General features: G+C 44.4%; 16 protein-coding genes and 2 riboswitches. Of the genes, 12 read left to right on the top strand and 4 right to left on the bottom strand.

Going from position 1 to position 24439, the window contains the following annotated elements:
* The first annotated feature begins 59 nt into the window (after nt 1-59).
* The 5 genes from G632_RS21365 to G632_RS0113000 all read left to right on the top strand — a co-directional run bounded on the left by G632_RS21365 (nt 60) and on the right by G632_RS0113000 (nt 6712).
* On the top strand, nt 60-1370 hold the full coding sequence (locus tag G632_RS21365; RefSeq protein WP_022769752.1) for a histidine kinase: 1311 nt from the start codon (nt 60-62) through the stop codon (nt 1368-1370).
* A 32-nt stretch (nt 1371-1402) separates the two neighbouring features.
* Nucleotides 1403-1489: riboswitch (ZMP/ZTP riboswitch) on the top strand.
* Nucleotides 1490-1623: 134 nt separating this feature from the next.
* Nucleotides 1624-2346 carry an IMP cyclohydrolase gene (locus G632_RS0113015; protein WP_022769750.1) on the top strand — a complete coding sequence of 241 codons (723 nt, stop codon included), beginning with the start codon at nt 1624-1626 and terminating at the stop codon, nt 2344-2346.
* Nucleotides 2249-3526, top strand: a complete 1278-nt coding sequence (locus G632_RS0113010; protein WP_242826726.1) for a phosphoribosylaminoimidazolecarboxamide formyltransferase — start codon at nt 2249-2251, stop codon at nt 3524-3526. The genes G632_RS0113015 and G632_RS0113010 overlap by 98 nt, the downstream gene beginning before the upstream one ends.
* Before the next feature lie 122 nt (nt 3527-3648).
* Nucleotides 3649-4941, top strand: a complete 1293-nt coding sequence (locus G632_RS0113005; RefSeq protein WP_022769748.1) for an ABC transporter substrate-binding protein — start codon at nt 3649-3651, stop codon at nt 4939-4941.
* A gap of 10 nt (nt 4942-4951) precedes the next feature.
* Complete coding sequence (locus G632_RS0113000) at nt 4952-6712, top strand: methyl-accepting chemotaxis protein (protein ID WP_022769746.1); 1761 nt, start codon at nt 4952-4954, stop codon at nt 6710-6712.
* Between the two features lie 60 nt (nt 6713-6772).
* Here the strand turns inward: G632_RS0113000 and G632_RS0112995 are convergent, their stop codons facing one another.
* Both G632_RS0112995 and G632_RS0112990 read right to left on the bottom strand, forming a co-directional pair.
* The gene (locus G632_RS0112995) at nt 6773-7336 is read right to left on the bottom strand and encodes a TIGR01440 family protein (protein ID WP_022769745.1); all 564 of its coding nucleotides are present in this window, start codon (nt 7334-7336) and stop codon (nt 6773-6775) included.
* Nucleotides 7337-7368: 32 nt separating this feature from the next.
* The gene (locus tag G632_RS0112990) at nt 7369-7905 is read right to left on the bottom strand and encodes an ECF transporter S component (protein ID WP_022769744.1); all 537 of its coding nucleotides are present in this window, start codon (nt 7903-7905) and stop codon (nt 7369-7371) included.
* A gap of 132 nt (nt 7906-8037) precedes the next feature.
* On the opposite strand from G632_RS0112990, the gene pdxR reads away from it, so the two are divergent.
* The 4 genes from pdxR to addA all read left to right on the top strand — a co-directional run bounded on the left by pdxR (nt 8038) and on the right by addA (nt 18466).
* On the top strand, nt 8038-9111 hold the full coding sequence (gene pdxR, locus G632_RS0112985; RefSeq protein ID WP_022769742.1) for a MocR-like pyridoxine biosynthesis transcription factor PdxR: 1074 nt from the start codon (nt 8038-8040) through the stop codon (nt 9109-9111).
* Nucleotides 9112-9174: 63 nt separating this feature from the next.
* A complete protein-coding gene (locus tag G632_RS21360; protein WP_022769741.1) occupies nt 9175-11283 on the top strand; it encodes a GGDEF domain-containing phosphodiesterase in 2109 nt (702 codons plus the stop codon).
* A 14-nt stretch (nt 11284-11297) separates the two neighbouring features.
* Complete coding sequence (locus tag G632_RS0112975) at nt 11298-14807, top strand: PD-(D/E)XK nuclease family protein (protein ID WP_022769740.1); 3510 nt, start codon at nt 11298-11300, stop codon at nt 14805-14807.
* Between the two features lie 5 nt (nt 14808-14812).
* Nucleotides 14813-18466 (top strand): helicase-exonuclease AddAB subunit AddA, encoded by a 3654-nt coding sequence (gene addA / locus G632_RS0112970; protein WP_022769738.1) that lies wholly within the window; start codon nt 14813-14815, stop codon nt 18464-18466.
* Here addA and G632_RS0112965 read toward each other — a convergent pair.
* Nucleotides 18463-18921 carry a CPBP family intramembrane glutamic endopeptidase gene (locus G632_RS0112965; protein WP_022769737.1) on the bottom strand — a complete coding sequence of 153 codons (459 nt, stop codon included), beginning with the start codon at nt 18919-18921 and terminating at the stop codon, nt 18463-18465. The genes addA and G632_RS0112965 overlap by 4 nt on opposite strands.
* A gap of 53 nt (nt 18922-18974) precedes the next feature.
* A riboswitch (TPP riboswitch) is annotated at nt 18975-19079 on the top strand.
* 97 nt (nt 19080-19176) lie between these two features.
* On the opposite strand from G632_RS0112965, the gene thiT reads away from it, so the two are divergent.
* Nucleotides 19177-19878: an energy-coupled thiamine transporter ThiT gene (gene thiT / locus G632_RS0112960; RefSeq protein WP_022769736.1), complete on the top strand. Its 702-nt coding sequence runs from the start codon at nt 19177-19179 to the stop codon at nt 19876-19878.
* A gap of 49 nt (nt 19879-19927) precedes the next feature.
* Here the strand turns inward: thiT and asnA are convergent, their stop codons facing one another.
* The gene (asnA, locus tag G632_RS0112955) at nt 19928-20938 is read right to left on the bottom strand and encodes an aspartate--ammonia ligase (RefSeq protein WP_022769734.1); all 1011 of its coding nucleotides are present in this window, start codon (nt 20936-20938) and stop codon (nt 19928-19930) included.
* Between the two features lie 246 nt (nt 20939-21184).
* Between asnA and G632_RS0112950 the strand changes: the two genes are divergently transcribed.
* Nucleotides 21185-21418, top strand: a complete 234-nt coding sequence (locus G632_RS0112950) for an HPr family phosphocarrier protein (RefSeq protein ID WP_022769733.1) — start codon at nt 21185-21187, stop codon at nt 21416-21418.
* An 85-nt stretch (nt 21419-21503) separates the two neighbouring features.
* Nucleotides 21504-23999, top strand: a complete 2496-nt coding sequence (locus G632_RS0112945) for an ATP-dependent DNA helicase (RefSeq protein WP_022769732.1) — start codon at nt 21504-21506, stop codon at nt 23997-23999.
* The last annotated feature ends 440 nt before the right edge of the window (nt 24000-24439 follow it).

Here is a 24439-nt window from a genome sequence, read left to right as displayed (position 1 = left end):
AAAGTTTTTCTTGCCAGAATATTCGGAAACGTTTCCGGAAAATGCGGGGAGATTCTGCAATGGTTGCAAAATACATCTATGCCAGTACTGAAATCCTTAGCGCAGTGCTTTCTTTTGTCGCTGCTGTTTATCTGTTTTTAACCAGTTCTTACATCAAAAAACAATACAGAGCTCTCGGGTCCATTGAGCTTTTGGTTGGTATTCTTCTGCTTTGTGATGGTGTTTCATGGTATTTCAACGGAACCCCGGGCAAGAGTGCTTATTATTTAAATATTTTTAGCAATTTCATGACTTTTTCTCTGATAGCGATTCTTCCTGTCCTGTACTGCCTGTATATTGTTCAATCCATGAGTGATGAGGGAAGAGGCAAGGGACTTTTGCGCGGGATTGTTGCTATTTCAACAGCAACGCTCCTGTTTCATGTTATCTCATACTTTAACAAATTTATATATTGGATAGATCCCATGACAAATCTGTACTCCAGAGGCCCCGGCTTTACCATCTGGTCAGTTCTGTTTTTTATACCTGTCCTTATTTCCGTAGTGTACGTTATTACTCACAGGCATCTTTTCAACAAAAGAAGGTTTACAGTAATAGTCATCTTTGCCGCCATTCCGACACTTACGGCCATAGTAAATCTTTTTATAGGAATGTCTCTTTCAAACTATGCAATCTGCGTCTGTGTGCTGATCATGTTCATGCAGGCTTTGCAGGACAATGTTCTGACCATGATCGAGCAGAGAGAGAAGATCAAAAGACAGGATGACGAGCTGGAAGATATGAGACAGAGAATAGCGCTTTCTCAGATAAAGCCTCATTTCCTCTACAATACGCTGAATTCGATCTATGTTCTGTGCGATGTTGATAAGGATAAGGCCAAGTATGTGGTCAACAATCTTGCGGATTACCTCCGTCAGAGCATCGGCTCTATCGAGAGCAAAGAGCCTATTCCTTTTGAAAAAGAGCTTGAACACACCAGGGTTTACCTTGACATCGAAAAGGTCAGATTCGATGGAAGATTCGATGTGGAATATAGAATAAATGCCACGAACTTCACCATACCGGCACTTACCGTCCAGCCCATGGCTGAAAATGCCATAAAGCACGGACTTTGCAAAAAGAAGAACGGAGAAAAAGGACTCCTTATCATCTCTTCCGATGACTGCGGAGATTATTTCAGGGTTTGCATAGAAGACAACGGAGCAGGCTTTGATGTAGACGAATACAACAAAATGGACAAGCTTCCCGGTGAACACATCGGTCTTCGCAACGTCAGAGACAGGATAAAAATCATGGAAAATGCCGACATGCTCATAAACTCTGAAGTTGGCAAAGGAACTAAAATTGAGATCAGAATTCCCAAAAATTGACTTGAAATTTTGGCCTCAAAAGTGTATGTTATATGTGTCTGTACAACTGGCGGATAAGTGGGTAACCACATGGGAGTACAGATAATAATTTTGAACAGTCGACCGCCTGGGCAACCGCTTTTAGTGGCATGCTCAGGCGGTTTTTTGTGTAGAGCACTTGGTGAGGTATTGTCGAGCCTAGTGCGAACCAGTCACGTGCACTTAACGAGGTATTTTCGAGTTTAGTGCAGCGGGACAAGGAGAAGGAGGACAAATGTTTAATCTCAAAGAAGAACTTAGCAGCACTACCTATCCGGGAAGGGGCATCATCCTTGGCACATCCGAGGATGGCAAGTATGCAGTTTGCGCATACTTCATTATGGGAAGAAGCGAGAACTCAAGAAACAGAGTATTCGTAGAGGATGGAGACGGAATCCGCACCCAGGCTTTCGATGAGTCCAAGATGGAGGACCCAAGCCTTATCATCTATGCACCTGTTCGTGTTCGCGGAACATCAACCATTGTTACAAACGGTGATCAGACAGATACAATTTACGAGCTTATGCAGGCTGGACAGAGCTTTGAGGAGTCACTCAGAACAAGAGAGTTCGAGCCCGATGCTCCTAACTACACACCCAGAATTTCAGGCATCATGAACGTTAAGGGCGGAAAATATGACTTTGCTCTTTCAATCCTTAAGAGTAACCACGGCGATCCGTCATCATGCCAGAGATTTACTTACACATACGAGAATCCCAAGGCCGGAGAGGGATACTTCATCCACACCTACCAGGGCGATGGCAATCCGCTTCCAAGCTTTGAGGGAGAACCTACACAGGTGAATATCTCAGGCGATATCAACAAGTTCACAGATGATGTTTGGACAGCACTTAACGCAGATAACAAGGTATCTCTTTTCACAAGATATATCGATATCGCAACAGGAGCAAAAGAGACAAGGATCTACAACAAGAACTTCAAGAAGGAGGAGAAATAAGATGAACGAGATTCAGTTAAAATACGGATGCAACCCTAACCAGAAGCCTTCACGTGTATATATGGAAAACGGCGCAGACCTTCCAATTGAGGTACTTAACGGTCGTCCCGGATACATCAACCTTCTTGATGCATTAAACGGCTGGCAGCTTGTTTCTGAGCTTAAGAAGGCAACAGGACTTCCTGCAGCTACATCTTTCAAGCATGTATCACCTGCCGGCGCAGCAGTAGGAACACCTCTTACAGATATCGAGAAGAAGATCTACTGGGTAGAGGATCTTGGAGAACTCAGCCCTCTTGCAAACGCTTACGCAAGAGCACGTGGCGCAGACAGAATGTCATCCTTTGGTGATTTCATTTCTCTTTCAGATGAGTGCGATGCTGATACAGCTCGTCTTGTTAAAAGAGAAGTTTCCGACGGTATCATTGCTCCCGGCTATACAGACGAGGCTCTTGAGATCTTAAAGGCTAAGAAGGGCGGAAACTACGCAGTTATCAAGGTTGACCCAAGTTATGTTCCCGAGGATATCGAGAAGAAGCAGGTTTTCGGTATCACCTTCGAGCAGGGTCACAACTTCATTGAGATAGACAACAAGATGTTTGAGAACATCGTTACAGATAACAAGGACCTTCCTGAGGCAGCACTCATCGACCTCAAGATTGCTCTTATCACCCTTAAGTACACACAGTCAAACTCTGTTTGCTACGTAAAGGGCGGAGCGGCCATCGGTATCGGAGCAGGACAGCAGTCCAGAATCCACTGCACAAGACTTGCAGGAAACAAGGCAGATAACTGGTTCCTTCGTCAGGCACCTCAGGTTCTGAATCTTCCTTTCCTTGATTCCATCAAGCGCCCTGACAGAGACAATTCCATCGATCTCTACATCGGCGAGGACTACATGGACGTACTTGCAGACGGCAAGTGGCAGAACATCTTCAAGGAGCAGCCACCTGTATTCACAGCTGAGGAAAAGAGAGCCTGGCTGAATAAAAATACAGATGTAGCTCTTGGCTCAGATGCGTTTTTCCCATTTGGAGATAACATCGAGAGAGCATTCAGAAGCGGTGTTAAATATGTTGCTCAGCCCGGAGGTTCAGTAAGAGACGACAATGTAATAGAAGCTGCTAACAGCCACGACATGGTTATGGCATTCACAGGCCTTCGTCTTTTCCACCACTAATATTTATAAATGTGTTAAAAATGGATTAAATAAACTCAAAAAACATGATTATATGCGCGCAATAACGTACAATTTATATGTACACCCCTTGGTTTGTTTTGTGAAAAGAAAGGATGCGCGCTATGAAAAAACTTTATAGTTTATCGCTGGCGCTGGTGATCATGCTAACTTGCATATTGTCAGGCTGCGGACAAAATAAAGAGATAGAAGCAGATACCACTGAAAGTGTCAGCTCTATCTCTTTATTAAATATCAAGAGTGAGGTCGCAAGCCAATTGGAGGCCCTTGCTCAGCAATATGAGAAGGATACGGGGGTAAAGGTCAATATAATGACTGTGCAGAGTGGTGTTGATGCGCAGGCTACCCTCAAAGGATATTATTTGTCAGATCAGATGCCTGATATTATAGCTTGCGAGTCTTCGGGATTTGGAAACTGGGAAGGCCTTCTCGTAGATATGAGCGATCAGGCGTGGGCATCAAGAACCGATGCTGCTTATAAAGATTCGACATACGGAACTTTAGGATTTCCATATACAACAGAGGCTATTGGACTTGCTTATAATAAAGACATTCTTACAAAAGCCGGTGTAGATCCGGCTTCAATAACAGGTCCTGACGCCATGAAAAAAGCCTTTGAGACTATCGATGCTAAAAAAGAACAGCTTGGTCTTAAGGCAGTGATCGGCTATTCTGCTGAGCCGGAAAATCTTGGATGGTCAGCAGGTAACCACCTGACAGGAGCTTATATCGATTCGGGCCTTTCAAGATCGGATACTACCTATATTGACCTGATGTCTAATGGCGGCGGTGTGGATGAAAATCGTCTTACGCACTACGCAGAGATGATAGGTCTTTTCAATGAGTACTCAGATCCGGATCTTCTTGTAAGCGGAACATATGATGATCAGGTGGCTGGGTTTGCTGCTGGTAAATATGCATTTGTTACTCAGGGTTCCTGGATAGGAGCAACTCTTTCAGGTTCAGATGACTATGCTAAGGCAGGAAGCTTTGAAGTGGGTATGGTGCCATATGCATTTGAAGATGGGATGGATACAATTCTTACAAGCGCACCCAACTGGTGGGCGGTACCAAAGGAAGGCAATGTTGATGCGGCTTTGGCGTTCCTTCAGTGGTGCTCTGAGGATAGCGCACAGCAGATACTGGTTGAACAAGCCGGTTTCGTAAGTCCCTTTGTAGACTGTAAATATGTGGCTTCCGATCCGTTTGCTCCTGTAATTTCAAGTTACATTTCATCGGGAAAGACCTCCAGCTGGCATTGGATGGAAATGACTGAGGGTCTGGGGCAGAAGGGATTGTCGTTTGTGTATCAGAAATTTGCAAAGGGTGAACTTGATGTATCCGGCTTTGTAAAAGAGTTCAAGAAAGTTGCCACAGAATGGTATTCGAAATTATAAGGAGGGGAGCATGAGAGAAGAAAAAATCAAAGTGAAAAAAATCAATTCTATTATGTTCCAGATAGCAGTTGCAAATGTGGCCATTTTGATCGCTTTTGTCATTGTAATGTCCTTTGTCATGTCATCGATGGATACCTCTACAAGCAGCAGTATCTCAATGTTTAAAACCATGATGACACTTACACAGCATGAAGCTATGCTTAAGAACGACGTCATGTCTTTGTATGACCAGACAACCGGTTATGTGGCTGCCTCTGCTGATGAGACCAAACAGGCATTACTGCCGCAGATAAATGCTGTTAAGGCTACCATTGAAGAAGATATATCTGCACTGGAAAATGACTTCCAGACAATTGGGAATGAAAAGGCAATTGCCCAGATGAGTGAGATCAGAGGGCAATATCAGAGAATGAGTAAGTTTATAGATTCTTCCATGACTAAGTGTGATTCGGGAGACAAGGATTCTGCTTATTCCATTCTTTTTGATAAAGCCGAGATTCAAAAGGTTGCTATTTTCCACTCCACAAATATTCTTGATGAGGCAATAAATGAGTCTGCATCAGCTACGACTCAGAAGATGCAGGCACTGTTTAATTCCGGACAGGTGACGGCTGCCATCGGCATTATTGTAATTATAGCGCTGATCATTTTCAGCTTCCTTATCAGCTACAAGAATATTGTTAAGAAGATCAGAAGCATCTCGGATGAAGTTAATGTCATTATTTCAAACATTGAAGAAGGCAGAGGTGATCTTACAGCCAGGATAAGGACTAAAGCCAGATCAGAGCTTTTGTATATAACTACGGGTGTCAACCACTTTATAGAGACTCTCCAGGGAATCATGAAAGATGTAAAGGACGGATCGATAGTTCTGACAGAATCTTCGGAGGAAGTGGTGTCACAGCTTCGTGTCGCAGATGATAACGTGACCAATACTTCAGCTGCTCTTGAAGAGCTTTCCGCAAGCATGGAAACCGTATCAGGAAACGTTTCGCATATCAATGAATCAGTTGAGAGCGTTAAGAATGCTGCACAGGAAATTGCTGATCAGGCAACGGAAGGTACCAGGACAGCGGGAGATATCAAGGCTGAGGCCGATGAACTTAAGGCCAGAGTGATCAAGAAAAAGGCAGAAGCAGGAGAACAGGTGGAAAACCTCTCCGCAACGCTTATGGAATCGGTGCATGAGTCCGAAAAGGTTGCGCAGATCAATGAGCTTACAAAGGTTATCCTTGATATTGCAGGCCAGACAAATCTACTTGCACTCAATGCTTCAATTGAGGCTGCAAGAGCCGGAGAAGCAGGAAAGGGATTCTCGGTTGTTGCAACCGAAATCAGTGCTCTTGCCGATAACAGCAGGCAGACAGCCGGAAATATCCAGGTTATCAGTAACGAAGTTACCGAAGCGGTTAATAATCTGGCCAAGAATGCTCAGGCAGTACTTGATTACATCAACGGTCAGGTTATAAGTGACTATGATGAGTTTGTTGCTACAGGAGAAAAGTACGAGCATACAGCGGATATTATGGAAGAAATGCTTGGAAGCTTCAATAACAAAGCTGAAAACCTTAATGATATAATGACTGAGATGGTTGAGTCTGTTCAGCTCATCAGTACTTCCGTTGTGGAGAGTTCGCAAGCAATTTCGCAGTCGGCTGAGAGCTCTCAGGAAATTGTAGGTGGTATCAAGAAGATTACAGAAGCTATTGATAAGAATAATGAGGTTACAGAGCAGCTTAGCGATACTACGCAGAAATTCGTAACGCTTTAACCTGCAGAAGAAACATAAAAGCTCTCATTGGAGTGATTCCGATGGGAGCTTTTTATTTGTTTATATTAAGTTCTGGTCGTAGATGGCTCTTTGTCCGCCTACGTATTTGGGCCTGTGACGTGCGCAAATAATGGGGGCTTCACCAATCTTGCGAAGTGATATTCTCATGGGAACTGCAACTGCGTGCATGTGCATTCCTATCATGGTTCCGCCTATGTCTATTCCTGCATCGGCTCTGCCACCGATATCTTCTACAAGTACCGGATCATCGAATCTCTCATAGCATACGGTCCCGAAGGCTCCGCCTGCGTGATTGGGCTGTGGTATTGCATTTACCTGCTCAAATCCGTATTTGTCCATACAGGCTCTTTCTACTACAAGGGCTCTGTTTAAATGCTCACAGCACTGAGCTGCTGCAAATATGCCTCTGTCCTTGAGAACAGGGATGATACCATCAAATACTGCATTTGCGGAATCGAGGTTTGTGGCTGTGCCGATTTGATCTCCGAGGATCTCGCTGGAGGAACAGCCGATTACGAAAATGGAACCCTCCCGTAGCCTGGCACTCTCCAAAATCTCTGTTATTGCCTGCCTTGCCTGGGCCTTTACTTCTGAATAATTCATTTATATCGCCTGCCTTTGATAATGTTCTATAGTTAAGCAAGTTCCATCTTCTTAAAGATCTTAAGAAGACCAGCCTTGTAGCACAGAAGAAGTGAACCGATAACGCCGATGAGGGCCTGAGCGATCTCGTAAGGGAGCTTCATCATAGCGTATTCAAATGTGCTGTAGACAAAGGTCTTGCCTAGCGTATACCCAACTACCATTATAACAGCACCAACAAGAGTGGCAACAAGGGATTTGGCAAAAGACTCTTTTCCCTTATGAACCATATAGGAAATGGTAGCTGCCTGAAGTCCGTGTACAACCAGTGAAACAAACATCGGAAGCGGATAGAAGATCATATCCCCAAGAAACGATCCAACGCCGCCGACAATGAAAGCTGCCAGAGGATCAAGAAGGATGGACGCAGTGCATATGATCAGATCGCACAGATACAGATGCCCTCCCGGAACTGTGATGCCAAAGCTTGACATTGCAATGTTAAGTGCCATAAATATGGCGGTCACGGTCAGCCATCTGACCTTGTTCACCTCTTTTAGCGTTACTTTTTCTGAAACTGTCTTCCCCATGATGATTTTTCCTCCCGAATAGTAGTATTTTTCCGTCTTGACTAACAAACTTCAATCAATATATCATCAAACTGATAGTATTAAAAATATCAAAAACGGATTATTTTATATAACCAGATTTTGGGAGAAATTATGGAAAAGGAAAAACGCTATCTGAGAATCTATGAACAGGTTAAGGAAGACATAATAAAAGGCACGTATCCTGTGGGCACGAAGCTCCCCTCAAAGCGCGTAATGGCTGATGCAATGGGCATGAGCGTCATTACCGTTGAGCATGCCTATGAGCTTCTTTCGGATGAAGGGTACATTGTTCCAAAGCAGAAGAGCGGATACTATGTCTCTTTTGATGACAGCGACATATATACGGGGGTGGAAAGTGTTGCGCCTATTGCGCCAAGACGCCGCGAACCGGCTCCGGAACAAAGTGTTAGCAATGAGCCCGTTTTTTCGTACTCAATTTATGCTAAAACAGTAAGGAAGGTTCTCGCAGAGTTTGAGGAGTATCTGATGCAGAAATCTCCCAAGAACGGGATGTTTGAGCTAAGAAGTGCCATTGCCTGGTATCTTCTGCGGTCCAGAAGACTTAAGGTCTCTCCTGATCAGATAATAATAGGCGCAGGAGCGGAGTACCTCTACGGCCTTATTGTCCAGACCTTCGGAAGGGATGTGCTCTATGGCGTTGAGAGTCCGTCCTATCAGAAGATTGCCAAGGTATATTCTGCAGGCGGAGCAAGGCTTAAGATGCTGCGGCTTGGAAACGACGGAATAGAGAGCGATGAGCTCTGGAACAGCAATGTACAGATACTTCACATAACCCCTTACAGGAGCTTCCCCAGTGGAGTTACGGCATCTGCTTCCAAGAAGAGGGAGTACCTCAGATGGAGCAGGAAGAACGGCGGATACATCATAGAAGATGACTTTGAGTCAGAGTTTACTCCCAGCCGTAAGCCTGAAGAAACCATATTTTCCCTGGATGAGGAGGGGCGAGTTATTTACGTCAACACCTTTACCAGGACTATTGGGAGCTATGCAAGGTGTGCATATATGGTGCTACCGGAGAATCTGATCGGCGAGTTTGCTGATAAGACCGGGTTTTACGAGTGCCCTGTGCCGACACTTGACCAGCTTGTCATTGCCAGCCTTATCGACAGCGGAGACTTTGAAAGACACATTAACAAAGTGAGGAGATATAACCGTAATAAATGATTTGAAGTACAGAAATATGCTATAATTGAATAACAAGTCGCATACACATGCCGAAGGTGATCAATGGAAAAGTACGATAATATCGATGAGCTCACCGGGCTCTATAATCTGAACGGAATCTTAAGTCACTTGCAGGGCCATGAAACAAGAGCTGCTGAAGGCAGCATTGTTATCATTTATTTGAATGTTATGAATTTCAAATCCTTCAACCAGAGATACGGATTTGTTGGAGGTAATGAATTCCTAAGAGGTCTTGCAGGGGAGATAAAAGGTCTTTTCCCCGAGGAACTGATTGCCAGAACGGCAGGTGATCAGTTTATTATTCTTGCAAATTCCCTTGATGAAAAAGAAATAACGGACAGGCTTACCATGCTTTCAGAAGCTTCTGCAAGGCATGACAAGGGGCTTCGCCTTCATATCAAGGCCGGAATCTATCAGCAGACAGGAGATGAGACAGACCCTGTTATCATGGTCGACAGAGCCAAGATTGCCTGTGATGATATCATCAGGGTCTATGACAAGAGCATAAACTTCTATGACGAAGCTCTTAGCAAGAAGAATGAGCTAAGGCAATATGTTATTGATAATTTTGAGAGTGCGTTTAAGAACAGATATTTCAAGGTTTACTACCAGAAGGAAGTCAGAGCTCTGACCGGCAAGGTATGCGGGTATGAGGCTCTTGCCAGATGGCAGGACCCGGTTATAGGAATTATTTCACCTCTGGTTTTTATAGAGGTTTTAGAGGATGTTCATCTGATACACAAGCTTGATCTGTGCATAATTGACATGGTTTGTAAGGATTTAAGAGATGATATCAACAGCGGATATGCCGTTGAACCTGTTTCTGTAAACCTCTCCCAGCTTGACTTTGAGCTGTGTGACATCATGGCAGAGATTGATAAGTGCAGGGACAGGTATGACATTCCGGTTGAACTTCTGCATATCGAGGTTACTGAGAGTGCCCTTACCACCGGAGCAGATTTCCTTGATCAGCAGATCAAGAAGTTCAGGCAGGCCGGATATGAGATCTGGATGGACGACTTTGGCTCCGGCTACAGTTCTTTGAACAACCTTAAGACCTTTGATATAGATGTGCTCAAGATCGATATGGATTTTCTGCGCACCTTTGATACCAATAAAAAGACACCGGTTATCCTTGCCATGATCGTAAATATGGCTAAGGAGCTTGGAATCCACACTCTGGCTGAGGGAGTTGAGACTAAGGAGCAGTACGAGTTCCTTCGCAGAATAGGCTGTGAGAAGCTCCAGGGGTACTTATTCGGTAAGCCTACGCCTGTAGATGATTTTAACAGAGCGGTGGATTGCAGCTTTGATGTGTGTGAGGACTTTTCTCTTGCGTCCTACTATGACAGGATCGGAGAGGTCAATTTCCTTGGAAATACGCCACTTAGAGACAAGAGCTTTGAGATATTTAATAACCTGCCTCTTGCTATTATTGAGCTTCAGGATGATATAGCGCAGTGTATCTATGCCAACAGAGCGTATCTTGATTACCTGAGTTCACTCGGCTTTGCGTCTTTATCAGAAGCCAACAGCATATACGGAACTACAAATCACCCGGATATTGTTGAGTTTACAGCATGCTTAAAGCGTGCACAGGTAAGCCCGGACCACAGGGCATATGCTGATATAGTAACTAATGGCAACACCGTCAATCACAAGATTAGATTCCTGTTCGACAGCGGAAATCGTCAGGCTTTTGCAGTTGTGTCAAGAAACACCTCTATTCATGAGGAAAGTGACACGGCAGAGAGTCTTCGTGTTGCCATGGCACACGTATTTAACCAGTACTTCAGAGTTGACTTTTTTGATGAGGACGGCACTGTTGACAATATCTTCCTGAACGCAGATCAGAAGTCGGTTTCTGATTATACAAGAGATGCTAAAGAGGCAGTAAGACTGTACTCTGAAATGTATATATATCCTGAGGATAAGGAACGTTTCAAGAAATTCTATGATATTACTACAGTCCGAGACAGGATAGAAAACACAAAAAGTGCATATGTTGTTGATTATTATCGCTCTGCAACACCGGGAGATAACGGAAGAATGCAGATGTATATGATACTTCCGTTTTATTATAATGGCAAATGGAAGTTTATTTCTCTCTGCAGATATGCAGATGAGATTAGGGATGATGATTTAAAATGATTGGATGATAGTTTATGTTGAGGTTTTGTTTTGGGGCTTCCGGCGCGGGGAAGAGCACCGGTTTATACAGAGAAATAATAGAAAGAAGCAATAAGGAGCCGGGCACTGATTTTCTTATCATTGTGCCGGACCAGTTCACGATGCAGACCCAGAAGGATGTAGTTAAACTGCATCCCGAGAGGGCCATCATGAACATAGATGTACTGAGCTTTGGCAGACTCTCCCACAGAGTTTTCGAGGAGACGGGCCATGGCTCTTTTTCTGTGCTCGATGATGTGGGTAAGAGCCTGGTACTGAGGCACGTTTCGGACATGCTCGGAGACAAGCTCCTGGTTATCGGCAGAAACATGCATAAGAGCGGATATCTGGATGAGGTCAAATCCACGATTTCCGAGTTCATGATGTACGGAATCGATGATAAGGCACTTTCCGTCCTTGAGGAAAAGAGCCTTAAAAAAGGCGCATTAAATGCTAAGCTGAAGGACCTCAGGCTCCTCTATAAGAGCTTTCTTGAGTACATAGACGGAAGGTTTATCACTGCAGAAGAAACCCTTGATATCCTGTGCAAGGCACTTCCTGAGTCTGCTCTTATAAGAGACAGCGTAATTGTCTTTGACGGCTTTACAGGCTTTACACCTATTCAGTACAGGGTCATCAAAGAGCTTTTGTCCCTGTGCAGGGAAGTGGTCTTTTCCGTGACCATAAGTCCGGATGAGGACCCTTATGCAGATGATTATAAGGAGCAGGAGCTCTTTATGCTGAGCAAAAAGACCGTTCGAGACCTCGAGAGGCTTGAATTTGAGGTACAGAAGGAGAAAGGCTCAAATATACCTGATTTTGAGACATATAGGAAACTTAGACACAGTGAAGTGACAGATATCTTTTACCGCGAGGAGCCTGTAGCAAGGCTTAAGAATAATGCACCACTGGCATTTCTTGAGAAAGCTCTTTTCCGCTATAATCCCGAGAAATTTACCGGGGAGAATGATTCGATATTCCTCTATCAGACCACGACTCCTTCTGAAGAAATACGCCAGACCATGATCAAGATTGCCGATCTTGTGAGGGATGAGGGCTATGCGTACAGGGATATTGCGCTTGTGTGCGGATCGCTTGATACTTACGGGGATATTATCACTAGGCAGGCTCAGAAGTTTGGAATTCCGGTTTATGTGGATACAAACGTCTCGCTGATGCTCAATCCCTTTATTGAATATATAACCAGTGCCCTGAATATCGTCATTTCAGGATACAGGTACGAGGACGTTTTCCATTACATGAGAAGTGGTATGACCGGATTTGATGCCGGGGATACGGATCTTTTGGAGAACTATGTAAGAGCCCTTGGAATTAAGGGCAGGAAGCAGTGGGAAGACAGGTTCCTTCGCAGAATGCCAAGGAAGTTTAAATCAAGAAAGCAGGACCTTGAGCAGAAGGACCAGATGCTCCTTGAGAAGCTCGATTTAATGAGGGAGAAGATAAGCAGCGACTTAAAGCCGTTATTCGATGCTAAGGGCGGAACGGTAAAGGAGATCACTGATGCCCTTATAAGTGTCGTAGAGGCCGGAAATTTAAAAGAAAAGCTTGAGGAGTACAGAAATACCTTTGAGGAAAATGGAGACCTGAAAAAGGCCAAAGAATACGATCAGATATATACAAGGGTAATGCTGCTTCTGGAGCAGATGAATGCTCTTATAGGTGATGAGAAGCTTGATATGGCTGAGTACAAGGATGTGCTAAGCGCAGGCTTTGGTGAGATATCAGTTGGTACGATACCACAGGACGTTGACAGGATCATTGTCGGAGATATTGAGAGGACAAGACTTAAAGAGGTTCGCATCCTGTTCTTCGTGGGAGTCAACGACGGCAATATCCCGTCAAACGCAGGAAGCGGTGGAATTCTGTCTGACATAGACAGGCAGTTCTTGCAGGATCTTGGCACGGATATTGAGTTTGCACCATCGCCAAGGCAACAGATGTATATTCAAAGGCTCTATTTGTATATGAACCTGACTAAGCCTACGGATAAGTTGTTCTTGTCCTTTTCAGAGCTTGGTAATGACGGAAAGAGCTTAAGACAGGCATATCTTATTCCTAAGCTCAGACAGATGTTTGAGAACCTTGAAATAGAAAGGCCCATGGAGAATGGTTTTGAAGCTCAGATGGTCAGCATAGATGACGGAATGGATGCTTATTCAGAGCTTGTCAGGGAATATGCTTCAGGAAGGCTATCAAGTCTGCAGGAGAGGGAGATGTTTACCCTGAGGAAGGTGCTGTCTGAGAACAAGGACAACAAACTCGTTGAGAAGCTGACTGAGGCTGCGTTTATTCACTATGAGTCTGTACCTATTGCCAAGGCTGTGGCTCTGGCTCTCTATGGAGCAACTCTGGAGAACAGTGTCAGCAGGCTTGAGAAGTATGCAAGCTGCGCCTATGCACACTTTTTGCAGTACGGACTTACTTTAAATGACAGGCAGGAGTACAGTTTCGAGGCTTCTGACCTTGGAAACGTGTACCATCAGGTACTTGAGAAGTATACCGGAGAAATAATAACAAAAGGTATTGATTGGAGAGAGCTCTCCAAGGAAAAATCTGACGAAATATTAAATCGTGCTTTAACAGAATGCGTAGATGCGTACGGCGATACCATTTTAAGGAGCAGCGCCAAGAATCAGCATATGATAGAGCGCATCAGGAAGATCCTTACAAGAACCGTAGATACGCTTAAATACCAGATTGCAAGCAGTTTGTTCAATCCTGCATATGTTGAGATGAGTTTTCAGGAGGCAGGAAGCCTTGATGAAATTAATGTGGCTCTCTCAGAAGATGAAAAGAAAAACATAACAGAGAAAATGAAACTTAAGGGAAAGATTGACCGAGTTGATCTATGCAGTGAAGGTGATCAAATCTATGTGAAGGTAATGGACTTTAAGTCCAGCGAGCACAAGTTTAACCTGGCTTACCTCTACTACGGCCTTCAGCTTCAGCTTGTTATGTATATGAATGTTGCAGTCGCAAGTGAGAAGAAAAAACATCCGGACAAAGATGTTATTCCTGCAGCGATCTTGTACTATCACGTGGAAGATCCCATGATTGAGGGAAAAGCGGATACAGTAACAGATGATATCAATAAAGAGATAATTTCAGAGCTGAAAATGACCGGACTGGTTAATGATAATACGGACATTATCAGGAAGCTGGATACCGGCTTTGCAACTAAGTCTGACATCATTCCGGTGGAACTTAAGAAGGACGGAACTCCAAGTGCAAGATCTCAGACAGCAAGTTCAGATGAGTATGAAGCTATCTCGGGCTTTGTTAACGAGAAGGTCAAGGAGTTTGGAAGGAATATCTTAAACGGTGATATTTCCGTCAATCCTTATGGAGATACCAAAATGCAGTCCTGTACTTACTGCGATTACAAGCATATCTGTGGATTTGATGAGCGCATAAGCGGTTATAGGAAGAGAAAGCTTGATATAACTTCAGACGAAGCAATGATGCGCATAATGAATGGGAATTAAGATTTATGGGAGTGGAATTTACAAAAGAACAACAGGCAGTCATAGACGCAAGAGACTGCAACATACTGGTATCAGCAGCAGCCGGATCGGGTAAGACGGCTGTACTTGTTGAGCGCATTATCGGCATGGTTCTGGCAGGCCTTGATGTCGATCATCTTCTGGTGGTTACCTTCACCAAGGCAGCAGCTGCCCAGATGAAGGAGAAGATCACCGCAGCCATACAGGAGAAGCTGGCACAAGACCCTGACAACGAGCATCTTCAGAAGCAGGAGACACTGATACATAACGCTCAGATAACAACAATTGACTCTTTCTGCCAATACGTTATAAGGAACAACTTTAACACCATTGGGCTTGATCCGTCTTTTAGAGTTGCGGATGAGGGAGAGCTTAAGCTCTTACAGGAAGAAGTCATGAGCAGCATGATAGAGGAGGAATATGAGGCTGCCAAACAGGCCTCGGACAGCGACTTCATATTTTTCATGGATTATTTCAGTCAGGGCAGCAGAGATGAAAGGGCCGTGGAGTTTATTAATGATCTCTTTAAGTTTTCTGTCAGTTGCGCATGGCCTGAGGAATGGATCAGGGAGAGGGCGTCTGATTACGAACTTTCAGACGAAGCCTTCGACGAACTTCCCTGGGTAAAAGAGTGCATGCGTTATGCAAAGAATACCCTTAAGGAGTGTGCTGATAAGATAGACAGAGCCGACAGGATTTGCCTTGAGCCCGACGGGCCATACATGTACGGAGATCAGCTTGAAGCTGAAAAAGACAGTATTTATGCAGCTTTGCGATATGATACCTACGATGCCCTGTTTGACGGCCTTCGCGGGATTACATTCGATAGATTGTCGACAAAAAGGGACCCTTCGGTGAATGCCGATAAGAGGGAGTTAGCTAAGGACCTTCGCGGAGATGTTAAAGACAGAATAGGGAAGCTCATCACAGATTACTTTGCTCTTCCTTCCGAGGCGGTTCTTGCAAACATGCAGCTGTGTGACAGGGCAGTCAAGGAACTGTGCAGGCTTACATTGGAATTTAAATCCAGATTTGATGAACTCAAAAGAGAGAGACAGATCATAGATTTCTCCGACATGGAGCACTTTGCCCTGCAGATTTTGGTGGATCCGGATACCAAAGAGCCCACTTTAGTTGCACTTGAGTACAGGGACTACTACAAAGAGGTTCTTATCGATGAGTACCAGGACTCAAACAATGTCCAGGAGATGATCCTTAAGGCAATTTCCGGAGAAGAGGCAGCTGGTAGCGAGAGGTTCATGGTTGGAGATGTCAAGCAGAGCATCTACAAGTTCAGACTTGCAAGACCTGAGATCTTCATGGAGAAATTCAGAAGTTACGACCGCGATGAAAAAGCCTCTGACAGAAGGATCGACCTTCACAAGAACTTCAGAAGCAGAAGCGAAGTTCTGGATATAACTAACTATATCTTTAAGAGGCTGATGGCAGAAGACCTCGGCGGCGTTGAATATGATGAAGATGCCAGACTGGTTCGCGGAAGAGATTTCGAGGAGCCTTGTTTTGACGTAACACCTGAGATGATATTTATCGACGGAGCAGATACCCTTGATGAAGATTCGCCGGACGAAGAGGGCATCAGGGATATGTCTTCCAAGGAGAAGGAAGCTCTTTTAATAGCCGAGAGAATAAATAAGCTAAGGGAAGAGAACACTGCTCTTATGTTTAAGGACATAGTAATCCTTTTAAGAGCTCCTTCAGGTTGGGATGAAACCTTTAAAGATGTCCTGGAAAGCCAGGGGATTCCCACATATATCGATTCCAAGAGCGGATATCTGGATGCCTCGGAAGTGGCTATTTTGCTGGACTTCCTCAGCGTTATCGATAACCCCAGGCAGGATGTGCCACTGACAGCTGTCATGCACTCATCCATTGGCGGTTTTAGTGATGAGGAGCTTGCTCTTATCCGCATAGCGATGAATAAAGGTGAAGAGCTATTAAGGGGAGAGACGCTCTATGACGGACTTATCAGTGACCTTGAGCTTTCAGATGACCTTGCGGCCAAGATTAAGGCGTTTACGGATACACTTGAGCAGTACAGGCGCATGTCCACTTACACGCCTGTTCATGAGCTTTTGCAGATCATAATTGATGATACGGATTATGAACAGATAGTGACGGCAATGCCCGGCGGAACCCAGAGAAGAGCCAATGTTGAGATGCTTCTTAACAAGGCAGCAGACTTTGAGAAGACCAGCTTTAGAGGACTTTTCCACTTTGTACGATACATAGAGCACATCAAGGTTGTTCAGGTGGACTACGGCGAGGCTGGAACCATTGACGAGAACTCGGATGTTGTGCGCATCATGAGCATACATAAGAGTAAGGGATTAGAGTTCCCGGTTGTCTTTGTGGCAGGCCTTAGTAAGGACTTTGACAAAAGAGATACCTATGGCGATCTCATAATCGACATGGATCTGGGCATAGGTGTAAAGAGCATAAATACTGACCTTCGTGTTAAGTACGACACATTAAAGCGCAGGATCATAGCCGGCAAGATAGGAACAGATAACCTTGGTGAGGAGATAAGAGTGCTCTACGTTGCCCTTACAAGAGCCAAGGAGAAGCTCATAATGACCTCCTACGTCAAGAATCTTGCAGGAACTCTGGAATCACAGCTAAAAGACTTATCAGTGCTGGGAGCTGCAGATGAGGCGCTTCCATATTCCATGAGAGTAGGCGCGGGTAATTATCTCTCCATGGTACTTCCATCACTCATGCTTCATCCCTCAATGGGAGGACTTCTTGATAAGTATGAGCTGCCAAGACAGGACTATGACGCGCTTTTGGAAGGCGTGGGTGAAGCGCCGGTGCTTAAGATTAGCTCCGTGGGAGATAAGGATCTTCTTGACGGTATCAGAGCCGGAGCTTTTAAGGCAACTATGCGCAGACAGGCTTTGGAAAATGGCGGAAACATTGATGAAGAGCTTCTTGAGAGCCTTAAGGCGAAATTCTTTGCAAAGTACCCTCACGCTTATCTGAAAGGTCTTTTCACCAAGACCACTGTATCTGAGCTCAAAAAGAAGGCCATGGTGGATGAGGATGAGTTTGGGGTGGTTCCTGCTCCATATGCTGCAGATGAGGAGCCTAAGGGCACTCTTACCGGCGCAGAGCGCGGAAGTGCCTACCACAGGGTTATGGAGCTTTTGGATAGTGATGCATTTGCGGATACATCTGCAGAGGGCCTTGGAGACTGGATTGCGAAAGCGGCGCAGAAAGGCCTGATACCTGATGAGTACTGTGAGGTGGTAAAACCGGAGGATATAAGGACATATCTTTTAACGGACCTTGGAACTCGCATGGGAGCAGCATTTGGCAGAGGCGAGCTCATGCGTGAGAAACCTTTCATGATGGGGATTTCGGCAAAAGAGCTTGATCCGGGATTTCCGGAAGATGAGATGGTGCTGGTTCAGGGAATTGTGGATGCCTGGTTTATAGAGGACGGCGAGATAGTGCTTCTTGACTACAAGACCGATAAGGTCAGGGATGGCAAGGCACTGGTGGACAGATATGCTGTTCAGCTTGAGCTTTATAAGAGGGCTCTGGAAGCCGCCACAAGAAAAAAGGTAAAGGAAGTATATATCTACTCCTTTACCCTTGAAAGCGTCATAAGGCTGGATTAAAGCAGAGTATAGCCAAGAGCCACTGCATTGGCTGCTATGTGCACCACCAGAGGGATGCTCAGGGTCCTATGCCTGTAATAGCTGTAGGTGATGATAAGCCCCATCAAAAAGCCGTATAGGGCCTGTACGGGGTGAAGATGATAAATGCCAAACAGGGCTGCTGTCAGGATAATTGCGATGGCAGCTCTTTTTATGTGTCTGTTCAGGAAGTTAAAGAGAAAGAACCTGAACAGTATCTCTTCCACCAATGGAGTGGCAAAGCAGTACACCATGATCAGTATGGCAGTCTCGCTTGATATGCTTAAGAGGCGGCTCTCCGGCTCCTGAAAGGACTCAAGGCTTGTAAGGCCTGTGGCATTAAATATAAGAGTCAGTGCAAGGGCTGACAGAGCGCCGATAAGGGCCCATATGGCATGGAGTTTTATTTGATTTAAGGTAAATGCTCTGTTATTCATAAAAAGCTATTGACAATCCTTGGGCATAATAGTTTAATTGACTTGAATTAAAAATAAACCGCTAGGGGAGCTATGCTGAGAGTGCTCGTGCAATGCACGACTAACCCTTATCACCTGACCCGGATAATACCGGCGTAGGGAAGCAACGATAACTCATAGACGTCAGAGTACATTATACTGTGCTTTTAATGTTTATGGAATATCAACGTCAGGAAACCTCCCAAGATAACGGTCATATAAAGGGAGGATTTTTTTATGAGTTTATTTCTTGAAAAGGTCGTTGAAGACGGCTACACATCTTACAACATCACAACAGGTGGATATATCCTGGTGGTTGTTCTTGCAATCCTTGCATTTTTGGGTATCAGCTACTTTGTAAATGCTGATGGCAAAGGAAAGCTCAGCGTTAAGCAGCTCACAGTATCAGCTCTTTGCCTTGCTCTTGCATTTGTTTTGTCAAACGTTAAGCTCTTTAAGCTTCCTATGGGCGGATCAGTTACAGTATTCAGCATGTTCTTTATCACTTATATCGGATATCTCTACGGACCCAGAGTAAGCCTTGCATCAGCATTTGCTTACGGACTTCTTCAGATGATCGTTGATCCTTATATCATCAGTGTTCCTCAGCTTCTGTGCGACTATGTGCTTGCTTTCACAGCTCTCGGTCTTGCAGGATTCTTCCACAACACTAAGTTTGGAATGTACAAGGGATACCTGGTTGGTGTATTCGGAAGATTTGTATTTGCAGTGCTCTCCGGAGTTGTATTCTTTGCAGACTATACACCTGAGGGAATGTCACCGATTGGCTATTCAGTAGCTTACAATGGAAGCTACCTTGCAGCTGAGGCGGTTCTTACTATTGTAGTTCTCTGCATTCCTGCAGTAAGAGTTGCTCTCAACAGAATTAAAAATGAGGCTCTTGAAAAGGGCGTAGTAAAAACTGCTCAGGCAGTATAAATAAGTCAAAAAAAGCCCGGCACATCGAAAGTGCCGGGCTTTTATTATCTTACAGTATCTGAATTCCGTTCCTGGTAGCTTCTTCAACCATATCCTCAGGCCAGATAGAGCACTGAACCTCTCCAATATGAGCTTTTCTTAAGAAGAACATACAAATTCTTGACTGACCGATTCCACCGCCGATGGTGTAAGGCAGCTCTTTGTCCAAAATTGCTTTCTGGAAAGGAAGCTCTGCTCGTTCGGTGCATCCAGCCTTCTCAAGCTGGCTCTTAAGTGACTCTTCATCAACTCTGATGCCCATACTTGAAAGCTCAAGAGCAATGTCAAGAACAGGGTAGTAAACGATGATGTCGGCATTAAGTGCCCAGTCGTCATAGTCCGGAGCTCTTCCGTCATGCTTATCACCTGAAGCAAGCTCATCACCGATTTGCATTATGCATACAGCACCCTTGGCTTTGGAAATGAAGTACTCACGCTCCTTAGGAGTGTTGTCCGGGAACATGTCCTCAAGTTCCTGGGTTGTGATAAAGAAGATATCCTCGGGAAGGATCTCTTCAATGTAGTCATACTGAATGGACATGAACTTCTCAGTCTTTCTAAGAACCTTGTAAACGTTCTTAACGGTTTCCTTGAGGAAATCAAGGTTTCTGTCCTCTTTATTTATAACCTTTTCCCAGTCCCACTGGTCAACGAAGATTGAGTGGATATTGTCAGGGATCTCATCACGTCTTACAGCGTTCATATCTGTGTAGAGACCTTCGCCAACATTGAATCCGTACTTCTTAAGGGCATATCTCTTCCATTTAGCAAGAGAGTGCACGATCTCAGCCGGACGCTCATTCTCATTGAGAATATCAAAGGCTACAGGGCGCTCAACGCCATTAAGATTGTCGTTAAGTCCTGACTCGGGAGTTACGAACAGGGGCGCTGTTACACGCTGAAGATTGAGCCTTGTTGCGAGCATTCCCTGAAAAAAGTCCTTGACGGTCTTGATTCCAACCTGTGTGTCGTGAAGATCAAGAGCTGATTTGTAGTTCTTTGGGATCTTAAGGTTTTCCATCTTATTTATTCCTCTTCAAATTTTAATTTCTTCCTACAATTTAATAACTTTTAGCGTATTAATGCAAGAAAAAGTTGTTATCCGGGTTCTGTTTTTCAACAACATTTTTTCAAAAACAATTCACAAAATGGTCACAGACTTCTATTTACAAACCAATCTTAAAAATATAATATATTTTGAAGTTCGAAAACGATTTCGAAACTTAAAGTTTGTATTATGTTTTATGGTAGTAAGGAGTGATGTTTTATGTTAGGAGAATTGATTAAAAAGCACATTATGCTTAAGCCTGCTCAGGTTAAGGATTTTGTGGATGCTGCAACGAAGTGTGATTTTGATGTGGACATCTACTACAACAGATATGTTGTTGACGCTAAGTCAATCCTGGGCGTATTTGGTCTTGATCTTACACAGCCTCTTACAGTGGAGTACAGAGGTTACAACAAGAACTTCGAGACATTTCTTAACGCCATGGCTGTTTGATAAGGCTTGCATTAGTTAAATAGGGAAATAGGAGGAGGCTCTCTATGGTATAATCTTTGAGTGAAATACCATAGGGAGCTTTTTTATGGAAATCAGAATATCAGTCAGGGGCCTTGTGGAGTTTATCCTAAGATCCGGTGACATAGACAATAGAATACATCAGGCAAGTGCAGATGCCATGCAGGAAGGCGGAAGGATCCACCGTATGATCCAGAAGAGCATGGGGCCTGATTACCATGCCGAGGAGCCTCTTTTATATAAAAAGAGCTATGAAAAGTATGATCTGATCGTGGAAGGCCGGGCAGACGGAATCCTGGATAAGTATATGGATCAGCCTGTCAGCGCACTGGAGAAGGGGCAGAGTTCTTTCCTGCCAACAGAGCGCTATGCGCCGATGATCGACGAGATAAAGGGCACCTACAGGGAACTTGCCAAGATGAAGGAGCCTGTATCAGTGCATCTGGCTCAGGCCAAGTGCTATGCAGCAATGTATCTTCTTGACCGTCACTATCCGGAAGTTGACGTCAGGATGACTTATTGCAACCTGGACACAGAGGAGAAAAAGTTCTTCGACTTCACCTTTACATATGCCGAGATAACACAGTGGTTCTCAGGCCTTATCGAGATGTACAGGAAATGGGCGGATTTTGAGTGCGACTGGGGGCTTGAGCGCACCATGTCCATAAAGGCCGTAAACTTCCCATTCACCTACAGAGAAGGACAAAAAGACCTTGCAGCTGCGGTTTACAGAACCATTGTACACAAGAAAAAGCTGTTTTTGGAGGCGCCTACAGGCACGGGTAAGACCATCTCCACCGTATTTCCCACGGTAAAGGCCATGGGAGAGGGGAAGGTCTCCAAGATCTTCTACCTGACAGCCAAGACCATAACAAGAACTGTGGCCGAAGAGGCCTTTAACATCATGCGATCATCTCAGGATCTTAAGTTCAAGACCGTGACCATAACAGCAAGAGATAAGATCTGCTTTATCGATGAAGCCACAAGGAACTGTAATCCCGTGGCATGTCCCTACGCCAAGGGGCACTATGACCGCATCAACGATGCCATATTTGATATGCTTACCCATGAGGATAACTTTGACAGGGACACCATCACAGAGTATGCCAAAAAGCACGAAGTATGCCCCTTTGAGATGTCTCTGGACATGAGCCTTTGGAGCGATGCCATAATCTGCGACTACAACTATGTCTTCGATCCTTTTGTATATTTAAGGCGCTTCTTTGCTGACGGAATAAGGCACGACTATGCCTTTTTGGTGGATGAGACCCACAACCTTCTTGAGAGAGGAAGGGAGATGTACAGTGCCGTCCTTCGGAAAGAGAGCTTTTTGGACCTCAAGAACAAAATCAAAGACTATCACCCGAGAATCGTATCGGCCCTGACCAAGTGCAACAGTGCTCTTTTGGAACTGAAAAGAGAGTGCGATGAGATGAAGGTATATGGCTCTATCGAAAGATTTATTCAGCCTTTGGACAGACTCTCCGCGGTCATGAACGAATACCTTGAAGATCACTCAGAAGGGCCATTTAGGGATGAAATACTGCAGTTTTACTTTGATATATCAAGATTTCTTACTATATATGACCTCTTGGATGACCACTATACAATCTACGGAGAATACACAGAGGACGGAAGTTTTCTGCTTAGACTTGCGTGCATAGATCCGTCCAGGAATCTCTCTGCCTGTATGAGCAGAGGCGTATCTTCGATACTCTTTTCCGCAACACTTCTGCCCATTCAGTATTACAAGGGGCTTCTTGGCGGAGATGACAAGGACTTCGAGATTTATGCCAAGTCCATCTTTGACCCTGCAAGACTCGGAATATTCATCGGCTCTGATGTGACCAGCAGATATTCCAAGAGAAGCGATGATATGTATTATAAAGTTGCTAATTACATCCACAGCGTTGTCAGTGCCAGAAGCGGAAATTATCTGATATTCTTCCCCTCGCATCAGTTCCTTGAGGAGGTTTGCATCGCATACGAGGATAATTTCTACGATCCCGATACGACAGATATCCTTGTGCAAAAGAGCTATATGACCGAGGAAGCCAGAGAAGACTTCCTGGGAAGGTTTTCTGAGGGGAACAGTCTTGATCTGTCGGAGATTATCCACATGGACATGGAAGTTGTGGAGGACAAAAATGTCCTTGGCTTTTGTGTGATGGGCGGAATCTTCAGTGAGGGTATCGATCTTAAGTATGACAGCCTCATAGGCGTTATAGTTGTTGGAACGGGAATCCCCATGGTATGCAATGAGAGAGAAGTCATAAGAAATTACTTTGATCAAAAGGGCCTTGATGGCTTTGACTACGCCTACAAGTATCCGGGAATGAATAAGGTCCTTCAGGCAGCCGGAAGAGTAATAAGGACCAGCGAGGACGTTGGCGTTGTTGCGCTCCTTGATGACAGGTTCCTTCAGGCTACTTATAAGGCTCTTTTCCCGAGAGAATGGAGAGGATATAAGACGGTTTCGACCACTTCGGTCAATAGCGAGATTTCCCGCTTCTGGAGAGGATTTGAAGCAGATTTAGACCCTCAAAAAACTCCAAAATCATAAAAAATCGGAAATTAAGTTTACATAAATCAGAAATCAATAAATTTATGTAAACCATAATTTTAGCCCTTTTGTCCCAAGATGTGAAAAAATACACTAAATTATCAGATAAATGATACAAAAGACATAGATAAATGACACCAGAGTCATGTGGATAACTCTGTGGAAATTGGGGATTATTGTGAAAATGGTTTTCAAAATACCGCATAAATAGGCATTCTAAATCGGCTGATAAAATAACCCCAGCCCGGGGTATAAATCAGGTGTATGACCAGAATAGTCAATACATATATGTAAACCAACAAAAATAATGACATGAGTGTCAATAAAAACGCTACAGCCCAGTATTTATGGGCGCTTCAGCAATGAAAATAACTTTCTTGATAGTGCTAAAGAGTTGTTGTAAAATAAATTCTAATATGTCGTAAGAAGGAGGAGCAGAG

Origin of the sequence: Butyrivibrio sp. NC2007 (genome assembly GCF_000421405.1) — a bacterium.
Lineage (GTDB): Bacteria > Bacillota > Clostridia > Lachnospirales > Lachnospiraceae > Butyrivibrio.
Note: the sequence above shows the minus strand (reverse complement) of the source record. Positions and strands in the feature narration are given on the sequence as shown.

Coding starts and splice junctions, on each gene's coding strand:
- G632_RS21365 (WP_022769752.1), top strand. CDS start 60: ATGGTTGCAAAATACATCTATGCCAGTACTGAAATCCTTAGCGCAGTG.
- G632_RS0112945 (WP_022769732.1), top strand. CDS start 21,504: ATGGAAATCAGAATATCAGTCAGGGGCCTTGTGGAGTTTATCCTAAGA.
- G632_RS0113000 (WP_022769746.1), top strand. CDS start 4,952: ATGAGAGAAGAAAAAATCAAAGTGAAAAAAATCAATTCTATTATGTTC.
- G632_RS0112990 (WP_022769744.1), bottom strand. CDS start 7,905: ATGGGGAAGACAGTTTCAGAAAAAGTAACGCTAAAAGAGGTGAACAAG.
- thiT (WP_022769736.1), top strand. CDS start 19,177: ATGAGTTTATTTCTTGAAAAGGTCGTTGAAGACGGCTACACATCTTAC.
- G632_RS0113005 (WP_022769748.1), top strand. CDS start 3,649: ATGAAAAAACTTTATAGTTTATCGCTGGCGCTGGTGATCATGCTAACT.
- asnA (WP_022769734.1), bottom strand. CDS start 20,938: ATGGAAAACCTTAAGATCCCAAAGAACTACAAATCAGCTCTTGATCTT.
- G632_RS0112965 (WP_022769737.1), bottom strand. CDS start 18,921: ATGAATAACAGAGCATTTACCTTAAATCAAATAAAACTCCATGCCATA.
- G632_RS21360 (WP_022769741.1), top strand. CDS start 9,175: ATGGAAAAGTACGATAATATCGATGAGCTCACCGGGCTCTATAATCTG.
- G632_RS0112975 (WP_022769740.1), top strand. CDS start 11,298: ATGTTGAGGTTTTGTTTTGGGGCTTCCGGCGCGGGGAAGAGCACCGGT.
- pdxR (WP_022769742.1), top strand. CDS start 8,038: ATGGAAAAGGAAAAACGCTATCTGAGAATCTATGAACAGGTTAAGGAA.
- G632_RS0113015 (WP_022769750.1), top strand. CDS start 1,624: ATGTTTAATCTCAAAGAAGAACTTAGCAGCACTACCTATCCGGGAAGG.
- addA (WP_022769738.1), top strand. CDS start 14,813: ATGGGAGTGGAATTTACAAAAGAACAACAGGCAGTCATAGACGCAAGA.
- G632_RS0112995 (WP_022769745.1), bottom strand. CDS start 7,336: ATGAATTATTCAGAAGTAAAGGCCCAGGCAAGGCAGGCAATAACAGAG.
- G632_RS0112950 (WP_022769733.1), top strand. CDS start 21,185: ATGTTAGGAGAATTGATTAAAAAGCACATTATGCTTAAGCCTGCTCAG.